9 protein-coding genes and 2 pseudogenes are annotated in these 12199 nt (G+C 40.5%); all 11 read right to left on the reverse strand.

All coding sequences use genetic code 11. The features are described from left to right. Positions 1-35: 35 nt before the first annotated feature. A complete protein-coding gene (locus CP352_RS02945; RefSeq protein ID WP_089143486.1) occupies positions 36-3230 on the reverse strand; it encodes a carbamoyl phosphate synthase large subunit in 3195 nt (1064 codons plus the stop codon). 4 nt (positions 3231-3234) lie between these two features. After that, positions 3235-4290 carry a carbamoyl phosphate synthase small subunit gene (locus tag CP352_RS02950; protein WP_013086377.1) on the reverse strand — a complete coding sequence of 352 codons (1056 nt, stop codon included), beginning with the start codon at positions 4288-4290 and terminating at the stop codon, positions 3235-3237. Positions 4291-4294: 4 nt separating this feature from the next. Further along, positions 4295-5206: an RluA family pseudouridine synthase gene (locus tag CP352_RS02955; protein ID WP_089143487.1), complete on the reverse strand. Its 912-nt coding sequence runs from the start codon at positions 5204-5206 to the stop codon at positions 4295-4297. After that, on the reverse strand, positions 5199-5663 hold the full coding sequence (gene lspA / locus CP352_RS02960) for a signal peptidase II (RefSeq protein ID WP_013086376.1): 465 nt from the start codon (positions 5661-5663) through the stop codon (positions 5199-5201). The genes CP352_RS02955 and lspA overlap by 8 nt, the downstream gene beginning before the upstream one ends. Before the next feature lie 5 nt (positions 5664-5668). Beyond that, the gene (locus CP352_RS02965; protein ID WP_089143488.1) at positions 5669-7345 is read right to left on the reverse strand and encodes a formate--tetrahydrofolate ligase; all 1677 of its coding nucleotides are present in this window, start codon (positions 7343-7345) and stop codon (positions 5669-5671) included. Next, on the reverse strand, positions 7345-7680 hold the full coding sequence (locus tag CP352_RS02970) for a hypothetical protein (RefSeq protein WP_005719623.1): 336 nt from the start codon (positions 7678-7680) through the stop codon (positions 7345-7347). The genes CP352_RS02965 and CP352_RS02970 overlap by 1 nt, the downstream gene beginning before the upstream one ends. Before the next feature lie 136 nt (positions 7681-7816). Then, positions 7817-8995 (reverse strand): phosphatidylserine decarboxylase family protein, encoded by a 1179-nt coding sequence (locus tag CP352_RS02975; RefSeq protein WP_223845429.1) that lies wholly within the window; start codon positions 8993-8995, stop codon positions 7817-7819. Positions 8996-9093: 98 nt separating this feature from the next. Then, a pseudogene (locus CP352_RS11535) lies at positions 9094-9987 on the reverse strand (DUF4368 domain-containing protein); the annotation flags it as partial. Next, positions 9969-10887, reverse strand: a pseudogene (locus CP352_RS11540) (relaxase/mobilization nuclease domain-containing protein); the annotation flags it as partial. The pseudogenes CP352_RS11540 and CP352_RS11535, both read right to left, overlap by 19 nt. Next, positions 10859-11257: a plasmid mobilization relaxosome protein MobC gene (locus CP352_RS02985; protein ID WP_001126628.1), complete on the reverse strand. Its 399-nt coding sequence runs from the start codon at positions 11255-11257 to the stop codon at positions 10859-10861. The pseudogene CP352_RS11540 and the gene CP352_RS02985, both read right to left, overlap by 29 nt. A gap of 646 nt (positions 11258-11903) precedes the next feature. Then, the gene (locus CP352_RS11260) at positions 11904-12095 is read right to left on the reverse strand and encodes a hypothetical protein (protein ID WP_000841357.1); all 192 of its coding nucleotides are present in this window, start codon (positions 12093-12095) and stop codon (positions 11904-11906) included. Between the last annotated feature and the right edge of the window lie 104 nt (positions 12096-12199).

The raw sequence follows: 12199 nt of genomic DNA on the forward strand, positions 1-12199 counted from the left end.
CAAAGTCATATCGACTTTGCATTTTGTTTTGCTTATTAAATAGGTTGAGTAGTTAAAGCCAATGATTCTAGAACGTCTAAAATCAATTCCGCTGTTTCGATACTTGAGAAAACAGGAATATGTGTATTCAGCGCTTCATCTCTGATGCGCGATGCATCTTCGCTAGCTGCATCAGACAAATTAGTAATATTAACAACCATGACGATCTTATGTTGACGAATTTTATCTAGTAGATTTCTAGGGTCTTTATGAACCTTCTCCACTACTCCAGTAGTAATCCCAGCTTCCGCAAACATATTAGCTGTTCCTTCGGTCGCAATTAATTTGAAACCTAAGCGATCAAATCGGCGAGCTAGTTGGGTCACGCGATTCTTGTCTTCATCTCTGACTGAAATAAAGATTGTTCCATAACTTGGAATATGTAAATCACTTGCTTCATATCCTTTGTATAAAGCCTTAGCTAGTTGAGTATCTCGACCCATTACAGAACCTGAGGATTTCATATTTGAATCGAAAGTATTACCACTTGAATAATTAAGAAATGAAAATACTGGCATTTTAATATGAATAAAATCGCTGTTTTGCCATAGACCATTAGGATATCCTAGCTCTGCTAAATTTTTGCCAATTAAAGCTTCTGTAGCACAAGTAGTGATATCCTTATCTAGTGATTTTGATAAAAATGCTACATTATGACCTGCATATGGTTTAATTTGCAATAGATATAGGTCATTATCAACGAATAAATAGTGCAGATTAAAAATGCCTTTTGTTTTCAGCTGCTTAATTAATTTAATTGACTCTTGCTCAATCTTTTTTTGCTGCTCTTCGGTTAAATTTTGCGGCTGAATCACTGCAATTGAATCAGAGGCATGCGAACCTGTTTGCTCTAGATGTTCAATTATACCGGGCAAAGTTACATTGGTACCATCAGAGATAGCCGTTACCTCATATTTGTGTCCCTCAATAAAGCGAGAAATAGTTATTTGATCAAGTTGGTTTTCTGCTAAATATTTCTCTATTGCAGGAACATCATAAACAACTGCAGATTTTTGCTTGTTTTCTTTATTCATACCACCAATTAAAAGTGGAAAACCATATTTAGAAGCAAAAGCGAAAACCTGGTCTGTATCAGTTGTTTTATTTAATGCCGGGACTCGCTTTAAGGTAGTAAATTGTTGATCAAGCAAAGTAGTAATCTTATCCCGTGGATCGTCGTTTGCCTTTTGCCCAATAACGTGCAAACCACATTTTTCCAACTCTTTACTCAATGCACTGATTCTTTTGCCAGAAAATTGAACTAATACATCAGAAATATTTTCTCTTTTAGCAACAGTTAGAATATTTTCAACTGTAATGGAATCAAAATAAACTCGGTCAATATTCTTATACCTTGATGAAATCGATTCGTCATTATTTGATAGAAGCACAGTAACATAGCCATACTTATGTAAAGTATCGGCCGCGTGAGCAATCATATAGTCAAACTCGCTAGTAACCGAAACTTGAAGCGGCAACATGCCCAAAATCAAGATCTTTTTTTCAGCATTTAAAGCTTGTGCTTCATTTTGAACATCATATGCACTGTAGTAAGCACAAACATTAGGTTTATATACACCTGCTGAGCCGTCGATCTTCAAATATGATGGCTGCAAGTCAATTTTATTAATCAAAGAGTGAACTTCAGTAACTGATTTTTGTAAAATCTTAGCTAATAATGGGTTAAAGAATCCATAGTCTTTAGCTTCTTGCAGCAAATCACGCGAAGGCTGCTCCTTCTCTTGTAATAACTTTTTGCCAAGTCTTACAATGTGAAGCAATTTCTGATAATAAACCGGATGCAAATGTGTTACTTTTTGTAATTCAGAATATGGAATATCTTGATCAATTGCGGCTAATAATTTAACTAAATGCAATTCATCAGGATGTGCCAAATCATTCAAAATATCTGCAGTGGATTTTTCTTTTTCTTTTATAAAAGCATGCCAACCCAGTTCTAAATTAATAGTTGCATCTAAGCCTTTCAGAAAAGCAGTTTCAAAATTACGACCTACACCCATTGCTTCTCCACTTGCTTGCATGCGACTTCCTAGCAAATAGTGGTTATAACCGGATTCAGCAAATGACCAATATGGCATTTTAATTGCTACTGCATCTAAGGTGGGTTCAATTGAGGCATTAAGTCCAGATAGAGGATCGGTAATCTCATTCAGTCGATAACCGATAGCAACTTTGCTAACGACATATCCCACATCATACATTCCAATTCTTTGAGCCCAAACAGAACTTCGCGTCAAACGCGGACGAATTGTCAAAAGCTTAGATCGAATTTGAGTTCCATGGTGTTTAATCGCAAAATGAAAACTAGCAAATCCAATGAGATCAAGATTAGACATGATTTTTCTAACGGTTATTCTTAACTCTTGAATATGATCATTGTTTAGGGTTAATGATGGCATCACAACTGCAGAGTCACCTGAATTAATACCTACAGCTTCAATAGATCCCGCAAAATTGATAAAAGCTAAATTGCCATCCTTATCACGGATCACGTCAACAATTACTTCTTCCCAACTAGATAAGTCTTCAGTTAAGCGATAATTCTTCCATGTAAAATTATCATTTTGCTTTTCTTCTTTAAAGTAACTGATTAAATCGGTAGGATTTGCAAATTGCAAATGTTCGTTGTGTACAAAACGGTTGTACTTAGTAACTAATACGGGAAAAGTGACTTTATCGTTAATGCTTTCTAGCGCATTATCTAAATTATCCTGAATACTCTGATTAAGTTCCCAAGATTGCCCGGTATCAATATGTAGCTTAGTAAGCAACTCTGTCTTTTTCTGTTGATTCCCCATTTGTAGAGCACGCGAATTCAATGTTAGTAACTGAATTCCCATTTGTTCTAAAATGCCATCTTGTAATAACTTATGTGCAACCTTTAAACCATTAGTTGAACCATAAGCTGTCATAATTGCATCTGGCTCTTCCATCCGTAGAATTCTTTTCAGGAAGTCGAGAGTCATCGGTTCAAGATAGACTGTTACACCAGGTTTTTTATCAGTTGAAATTGTAGCTGGATTAGGATTGACTAGCACAACTTGAATGCCTTCTTCTGTCAAAGCATCAATTGCTTCTGTTGCCATAAGATCCATTTCTGCTACACTACCGATTAAAGTAGGGCCTGATCCGATAATTAAAACTTTATCTAAATCGTTTTCTAATGGCATATAACTACCCCATCATCTGTAAAAAATAATCAAAAATTTCATCTGCATCATTAGTGCCTGGTGCTCCTTCAGGATTAAAAGCAGTGGCGATCAATTTGTCCTTACTGTTCCAGAAGCCCGCCATCAGTTCACTGTGTAGATCAAAGTATTCACGATTCATGTTCATCTTCACACTATCAGGCAACACTAGTTGGTCAATATTCATCGCTGTTTGCCAGATAGCATTACTATTTTGTTCAATCACTGGATAATTAATACCATCAAATTCTTGTGGTAATTGAACCAGTTCAAAGCCGAGATAATCGCTCAAAGTTAAAAAACCTAATCCGATTCCTAAAATTGGATACTTACCATAAAAATGATCTAAAACTGGCGTTAGCTGATTAATTACTTCTTCTGGTTTTCCTGGCCCATTTGAAATAATTATTCCTTCAGGACGTAAGTTTTCAATATCAATCGGACTGGCACTGTATGGTAAAACTGTCGTATTTACTTTTCGTAAAGATAAAGCACGCAGCATTGAGTGCTTTAGCCCAAGATCTAGCACAGCTACAGTTCGTCCAACATTAGGGGATGCATATGCATTCTTAGTTGAAACAGTCGCAGATTTATTTTTAGGTAAAACTAGTGCTTTAATCTGATCAAAGGCATGCTCGTCATTAGTATCCATGATCGAAGCCTTAATTGTACCTTCTTCCATTAGACGATGAACTAAAGCACGAGTGTCAACTTTGAAAATTGCAGGGATGTTCTTTTCTTTCAAAAAAGAACTTAAATCTTCAAAATTTTCACTATCTGAAATATTTAATGCAATATCGTTAGCAATAATCCCTTTAACTACGGGATCAATACTTTCATAATCAATGGCATTAATACCGTTATTACCAATCATTGGTGAAGTAAAGACCAAAATTTTACCAGCATTAGTAGGATCTGTTAATGCTTCTTGGTAGCCAAAATTAGCCGTTTGAATTGCTAATTCACCGGTTGAAATAATACTGGCACCAATTCCTTCACCTGGAAATGAACTGCCATCTTCTAAAATCAAATACCGTTTCATATTATCACTTACTTGTTTGTTCTAGTTGAGCCAACGTTTCTTGAAAAATTTGTGGTGGTTCTACACTAAACTCTAGCCATTCGCCAGTACTTGGATGTTTAAATCCTAATACTTTAGCATGCAAAAATTGACCATGACCTTTCAAGGTTTTACGTGGACCGTATAATGGGTCTCCTGCAACCGGATGTCCAATATAGTCAAGATGAACTCTAATTTGATGGGTTCTTCCAGTTTCAAGCTGACACTCAATTAAGCTATAATCCTTGAACTGCTCAAGCACCTTGAAGTGAGTAATAGCTTTTTTGCCTGTTTCAACTACCGCCATTTTCTTGCGGTCATATGGATTGCGACCAATTGGTGCATCAATTACCCCATTTTTTTCCGCAAAATTACCATGAACAATTGCCCAATAAAGACGTTTGTTAGTCTTATGAGCCAATTGATCTTCTAATGATTCACGAGCCTTGGCGGTCTTAGCGATCATTAATAAACCAGATGTATCTTTATCAATCCGGTGGACAATTCCAGGACGAAATCCTTCTGGTGATTGTGCTAAGGCCTTGGTGTGATATAACAACGCATTTACTAAAGTATGATCTGGATGACCTGGTGCGGGATGCACTACCATACCTTGAGGCTTGTTAACTACAATGACATCATCGTCTTCATACACGATATCAAGTGGAATATTTTCGGGTATAACATCTAACGGTTTAACCGCTGGAATATTAACTTCGATTTTATCTCCCGCCTGAATCTTATAAGATACTTTTTCGACTTTGCCATTAACTAGGATATTTTGGTCTTTAACCAGTTCTTTAACTCTAGTTCGAGATAGATCAGGAATTTGTTCTGAAACAAACTTATCTAAACGTCCCTTTTCGTTTTTTACTTCAAGTGAATATTCTTTAGTCATGTTGTTCTTCCTTACCTTCAATAAAAATTAAGTAAATGAACACAAGGATTACTCCAACAGTAATTGCGGAATCCGCAATATTAAAAATGTTGAAGTGAACAAAATCAAGCTGAAGCATATCAACTACATATTTTAAATGCAAACGATCAATAAAATTACCAACAATTCCACCTAAGATGAGGGCTAAACCCACATCAAACAAGGTATTCTTGTACTTTTTGTTAAAAAGAAAATACAAGCAAACACTAATGGCAATAATACTGATAATGTAAAAAAGCCACATTTGACCAGTTAAAATGTTCCAAGCCGCGCCATTATTTTGTAGATAATTAAAAGAAAGAATTCCAGGAATAATCTGGTGTACTTCTCCTATAGCATAATGAGCAACAATATAATTTTTTAGTCCTTGATCAGCAAGAACGACAACTAATGAAATAATTAAATATAAAAATTGCATATTTTTTAGAATAATCCACTAATTTTACCATTGTTATCAACGTCAATGTCTAAGGCTGCAGGATGCTTAGGTAAACCAGGCATATCTAGCACGTGACCAGTAGTGACTACGATAAAACGAGCTCCATTTTTTAAACTAATTCCCTTTACATGAAGCTTAAAATCAGTTGGAGCACCTAATTCATTCTTATTATCAGTGAATGAATATTGTGTTTTAGCGATAATTACAGGTAAGTTAGCCTTGTCTAACTTTCTTAATTCTTCGATTTGTTTTTCAGCTTTTTCGCTGTATTCAACTCCGGCTGCATGATAAATCTTAGTGGCGACTTTTTTAATTTTATCTTTAACATCGTCATTATCTGCGTATGTTGGAGTTAAATTTGCTGCATTAGAATTAGCCAAATCAACAACAGCTTGAGCAGCTTTAATGCCACCTTTTGAACCTTCACCATGGTAAGTAACCACTTGAGCTTGAACGGCCTGTTCTTCAATTAATTGCTTAAGTAAAGCGAGTTCTTGTTCAGTATCTGAAGCAAAACGATTGATCAAGACAATTACTGGTACATTGTATGAACGCATGTTGTTCATATGACGCTCGAGGTTTTTAAAACCTTCTTTTAAAGCATCTAGGTTTTCTTCATCTAAGTGATCAGTTGAGCCTAAAGCTTGATACTTCAATGCACGAACAGTTGCTACAACTACTGCAGCATCGGGCGTCTTGTCCAGATGTCTTGAGACAAAGTCCATGAACTTTTGCCCACCAAGATCACTACCAAAGCCGGCCTCAGTTAATACATAGTCGCTTAAATGCAAAGCCAAGTTTGTCGCAATGACGGAATTGGCTCCATGCGCGATATTAGCAAAAGGCCCCCCGTGCACTAATGCTGGTGTGTGTTCCAAGGTCTGTACTAAGTTAGGCTTCAGCGCATTAGACAATAGTGCAGCAATTGCACCTTGGAATCCTAACTGTTTAACATAAACCGGCTCATCATCTTTAGTGTAGCCAACTAGCATATCACCAATTCTACTCTTTAAGTCGTTGATATCTGTTGCTAAACAGAGAATTGCCATTAATTCATTAGCAACAGTAATAGCAAAACTAGCTTGGTGCTCAACACCATTGAATTTAGAGCCTTGACCAACCGTGATTTTTCTTAAAGCACGGTCATTAACATCAAGCCCACGCTTAAGTAAAATTCGGTCAGGATCAAGATTTAGGCTATTGTCTTGGTAGATGTAGTTATCAACTAAAGCTGCAAGTGTGTCAATTGCAGCAGTTAAAGCATGCATATCTCCTGTGAAGTGTAGGTTGATATCTTCCATAGGGATGATTTGTGCTTTCCCACCACCTGTAGCACCGCCTTTTAATCCAAAAACAGGTCCCATCGAAGGTTCACGCAAGGCGATCATCGTATTCTGGTGCAACTGATTGTGAATTGCATCCCCCAAGCCAATTGTAATCGTTGACTTACCTTCTCCAGCGGGAGTAGGAGAAATTGAGGTTACTAATACTAATTTACCTAACTTTTTACTAGCACGAGTCCTGTTAATGGCTTGCCAAGTAATCTTAGCCTTATCATGACCATAAGGTTCTAAGTCTTCCTCTTTCAAGCCTACCTTAGCGGCTATTTCATTAATAGGTAATTCTTTGGTTTCTTGTGCGATTTCAATATCTGATTTCATTATTGCTTATTCTTCTTTCTAGACATCATTAAAACAGAATAGCTTTGGTAATCACTTTTTAGTTGATAAACTTGAAAATTACGCCAACTTGAAAGCAAAGTCATTTGATTGATTTTTACTTTTGAACGATATGGCAACTTGAGTAATATTTTGTCTCCACCCTTTTGCAAGTAAGAAAAGGACCAAGTATAAACTGCTAAAAGTAAGAAAATGATACCAACTACTATTCCAGGTATACTAATTGCTTTGTTCCCTTCATAGCCCAAAATAAAGGCGATAAATAGAACGATTAAGAGCCAAGAATAATAGATAATTCCTGCAACTCCTAGAAACATGAAATGCCGTTTAGATTTTAGAATTTAGATCACACCCTATTTATTTAATCATGTCTATTGTATCAAAGATTTAATCAAAATAAGAGGGTTGAACTTACAGCAATTAAATATAAGTCCAATCCTCTATCACATTTATTTACTTTACTACTGCTATTTCGTCTCTAACCTTTATATTGCTTGAATCGATGCCAGGTTTTTGACCGTGAAGATTAAAGTCTAAATCAACTGTCGGTTGAAACAGTAAGACATGTGTTGAACCACCAAAGTGGAACATGCCCAATTGCTCACCTTTTTTGACATGCTGTCCAATACGAACAGTAATTTCGTTGTTTGATACATCTCCCATACCTACGGCTACAAAGCACATCAGGCCTATCTTAGGGTTATCAGCTTGAATAAAGATTACAGCACGTGTTGCAGTTGAAGTTAAAAAGGCTTGTGAGTCATTAGCAGCTACTGGATCAGCACCATTTGGATTTTCGAAACCTTGACTTAACGCTTCACCATAGTAGCTACCATTGATGTGATATGCTTTAACAATCTTACCACTAACTGGACTGTTCCAACGGTGATAGCTTAAGGCGCTTAAAAATGCCTGATAAATAGTGCCACCCTCGAATTTAGAAGTCCAAGGATCATTATGAAGTAGATCAAGCAAGGAATATGGTTGCCCCTTGATCCAAAACTTATTTTTCAAAGGAACATTTCTAGCAATTCTAAATGGAGCAGATTCACACGCGTTGGCAATTACATTTGGATCATCAGCATTCACTACTGGTCTAACGTCGTTTTTAAAAGTTCTAGTGAAAAAGTCATCCCATGATCTAAAACCTAGTTTTTGCTTTACATCATTTGATCGACAGTTAAATAAATCTAAGAAATCGTCACCTTTAGCTTCTTTAGCCATCTCATTTAGTGCAGTATTAGATAACCAACCCTTGTCTGAAGTATTCAACACATAAGTTGAATCTTCCGATTGTAAATATCTTCCCCAATAATTAAGGATATTTCTAAATCGTGCATTAACTTTGGGATCATTAAACAGAACGTAACCAGCTTTAGTCCCCATTGGATAGTCTAAAATAGCATTAATCGGGGTACCAACTAGTCCTGTTGTATTTCCTGGATAATCACCAGTTTTCGTATCATCAGTGTCTGAACCTAGTGAAATGTACGTGATCTTAATAGGTTCAAAGTGATCACCATGTTTAACAACTTCAACAGCTTTGGCATTTCGATTTGGAGTATAACCTTGAATTTCTGGGGCATTGTATTCACTAAAACTACCAATTGTCCAGTTACTATACTTAATCACCTTCCCTGTTTGCTAATGTGCGATAAAGAAGTAATAGAAGTGTAAAAAAATTTGCCGTTCCTATCCGGCACTTAGGGCTGTGTCGGATAGGTCAGGCGTTAGGCTTCCGGCAAGTCTATCTTGCCGACAAAGCTGTAATAAATCTCAATGTCCTGCCTGCGGGTGCCGTTCTCGTCATAGCTGCACTCATGCACGACGATTTTCTCAATCATTTCCCGCAAGAGGGTGGGGGTCAATTCTTCAAAAGCAAGGTGCTTTCTCACAATCCCCATGAATTTCTCGGCGTTGACGGTGGCGGCCTGCGACTTGGAAAGTTCCTCCTGCAAAGCGGCAGCCCGGTCTTTCAGTTCCCGCTGCTCCTGCTCATAGTCCGCCGACAGCTCCATGAAACGCTCGTCGCTGATTTTGCCGCTTACATTGTCCTCATACAGCCGCTTGATAATGCGGTTCACTTCGGCAATGCGTGTCTGGGCCTGTTCAAGCTGCTTCGTGGCTGCGGCGGTCTTTCTCTTGCCGCCGATTTCGTTCTGCTGGATGAGCAGCTTTACAAAGCGGCTCTCATGCCTGGCGGCGTATTCCGTCACTTGCCGGAGATTGGAAAGCACGCCCGCCGTCAAAAGGTCGGTGCGGATAAAGTGTGCCGTACAGTCACGGGTACGCTTCTTGTAGCTGCCGCAGATATAACCGTCCTGCTTGCGGTTCTTGTTCTGATACCGCTGCTGATACAGCACATGGCCGCAGTCGGCGCAGAACAGCATACCAGAGAACAGCCCCACTTCATCATAGCGGTTCGGGCGTTTTCGCTGCTTGCGTAACTCCTGCACACGCTCCCATGTTTCCGTGTCGATAATCGGCTCATGGTGATTTGGGAAGATAGCCTGCTTCTCGATGGGGTTCTCAACGCTGTGCTTGACCTTGTAAGAGGGCTTCTCCGTCTTGAAGTTTACCAGACAGCCAGTGTACTCCCGGTTTTCCAGCAGATGGACGGCGGTGCGGTCAAAGTCGCCGCCCAGCTTCCGGGCGGTGATAGGCTTCGTCCTGTCTGGCGTGAGGTAGGACAGCCGCCCCCGGCTCTCCTTGACGGTCACACCCTCCCGCAACAGCAGAGAGGAAAACTCGTCAAAGCTGGCAGCGGTGGCAAGGGCTTTCCGTAGGGTCTGCCGCAGCTTCTCCTTGTTCGTTTCAAACTTGGTCTGCCGGGGCGTGATACCGCCTGCAATCATGGGGGCGTTCTGCTTGTCCAGTGCGGCCTGTCCCTTTTTCTGCGCCCAATATTCCCGGTCTGTGACACGGTTCTTGCTGCCGTTCAAGAGGTCGATTTGGTAAAGTCCTTCCCGGTGGCACATCTCCATGACCTCGGACTTGAAGTAGCGTAGGGCTGCGTCGGTGCAGCGGTGCTTGCACCCGGCTTTCGTGTCCGCTGGCCTGTCCATGTAGGGCAGGAACGGCACTTCCTCTATCCGCAGGCTGTTAATGACGATATGCACATGGATGTTGCCGCTGTGGTTATGCCCGTCCGGGTGGGTGCAGACAAGGGCCTGATGGCCGGGGAAATGCTCTTTACAGAATTGCTCCCCCAACGCCTGCGCCCGGTCTACGGTCAGGCCGTTGTCCGGCCCGTCCCGTGGGTCAAAGCTGATGATATAGTGGTGGCTTTTCACATCCTCCCGCCGCTGATTTTTCTCATAGCGGAGATTGGAGCGCATACACGCAACGGCAAAATCCTCGCCGCCGCAGTTCAGCGTGGACAAGCGATAATCCTCACGGGGGATAAGCCTGCCGTTTTCATCAAGGACGGGCTTCATAGTAAATTCGTCATGCTCAAAGAGCAGGTATTGTTCGGCGGCTCCGTAGTCGGCGTTCTTAGAGCCTAAATGCTTGAGTGTTGCCAACGGCGTCACCTACTTTCTTTAGGACTTCATACTTGAGGGCGGCAAGGTCGGCGGCCGCTTCCCGCAATTCCTTTGCCATAGCCGGGTAGGGGCTATGCCACTCGTTGAGGGTGCGGGCAATCTGGTTGAGATTGCCGCCAATCCTGCCGTACTCGGCTGTGAGCTTCCCGACAGCGGAGAGCAGCTCGTCATTGACTGACGACACATGGAGTACGGGGCGTATGGTAGTGCGCCGGATGGCCTGCCGGAGAAATTCGGACTGACTGATACCATAGGGCGCAAGCCGTTCTGTGAAGTCGGCGTATTCTTCATCGGTCAGCCGGGTTTTCACAACATGGCTGCGGTGGGGGGTGTTGTATCGCTTCGGCATGGGCTGTAAACCTCCTTTCACTTATCACAAAAAATGGGCTGGTCTGTTAGCTATTTTCGGGGCATTTCCTGTCTGCCGGACAGAAATATTTTTGCGGCGTAAGCCGCATAGCAGGGTTTGGGGAAGGCACTCCCCAACAAGTTTCCCGCGAGGGGCAAAACCGCAGAATTGCGGATTTTGGCACCGTGGTAGAAACTTGCTCTAAGTAAGCCGTAGATTTCCCCTTGCACTTACTACTCGTATAGCTGCCGCCTGTTTTGGCCGGATTTCTGCAAAAATCTTACGGCGTGGGGCGATTTTTACCCGCAGTTCTTTCTTTCCGCTAAAGATACATTTCAAAGGCCGCCAGCTACCCGCTTGCCGGGAATTTTCTCAAATTTTCCTTTGCCTTAGAAATACAGAAAATGCAGATTTGGCTACCGCCGCAGAAAATTTTTTGTTTCCGGCTTCACCTACCTACTACGGATGACTTTGCGATTTTGCCAAACGGATAAAGAAAAAAGCAGCAAATCTTTTTCAGACTTACTGCTTTCGCTGGCCGCCGATGGGCGGTGGATATTCAGTTTTGAAAGTTCAGGTCAGGTTGGCCCGATGATGGATAGCACAATAAATTCCTGTTTTCCCTTTAAGGCATTGTGCATTTTTTCTATTTCTCTTGATGATTATTTTTTTCATAATCAATCAATGTACCTATAACAATTCCAATCAACATTCCGATACCTGCACAAATAGAAATAGCAAAAAGATTTTGCAAAAACGCCCATGCCAACACACCTATGCAACCACCGACAATAAATCCTGTTAATAAGCCAATAGTTAAGTATTTATTACTTTTCATATTGCTATATCTCCCCTAAAAGTATATTTGTCGTTGGTTCTATTATACTATGACCTGCTTCCTTTAGGAATAGATGAATTGTAAACTGGCTGGAGTGAAACCGC

It is taken from the genome of Lactobacillus sp. UMNPBX1 (assembly GCF_002554085.1).
Classification (GTDB): Bacteria; Bacillota; Bacilli; order Lactobacillales; family Lactobacillaceae; genus Lactobacillus; species Lactobacillus crispatus.

Coding starts and splice junctions, on each gene's coding strand:
- CP352_RS02945 (WP_089143486.1), bottom strand. CDS start 3,230: ATGCCATTAGAAAACGATTTAGATAAAGTTTTAATTATCGGATCAGGC.
- CP352_RS02950 (WP_013086377.1), bottom strand. CDS start 4,290: ATGAAACGGTATTTGATTTTAGAAGATGGCAGTTCATTTCCAGGTGAA.
- CP352_RS02955 (WP_089143487.1), bottom strand. CDS start 5,206: ATGACTAAAGAATATTCACTTGAAGTAAAAAACGAAAAGGGACGTTTA.
- lspA (WP_013086376.1), bottom strand. CDS start 5,663: ATGCAATTTTTATATTTAATTATTTCATTAGTTGTCGTTCTTGCTGAT.
- CP352_RS02965 (WP_089143488.1), bottom strand. CDS start 7,345: ATGAAATCAGATATTGAAATCGCACAAGAAACCAAAGAATTACCTATT.
- CP352_RS02970 (WP_005719623.1), bottom strand. CDS start 7,680: ATGTTTCTAGGAGTTGCAGGAATTATCTATTATTCTTGGCTCTTAATC.
- CP352_RS02985 (WP_001126628.1), bottom strand. CDS start 11,257: ATGCCGAAGCGATACAACACCCCCCACCGCAGCCATGTTGTGAAAACC.
- CP352_RS11260 (WP_000841357.1), bottom strand. CDS start 12,095: ATGAAAAGTAATAAATACTTAACTATTGGCTTATTAACAGGATTTATT.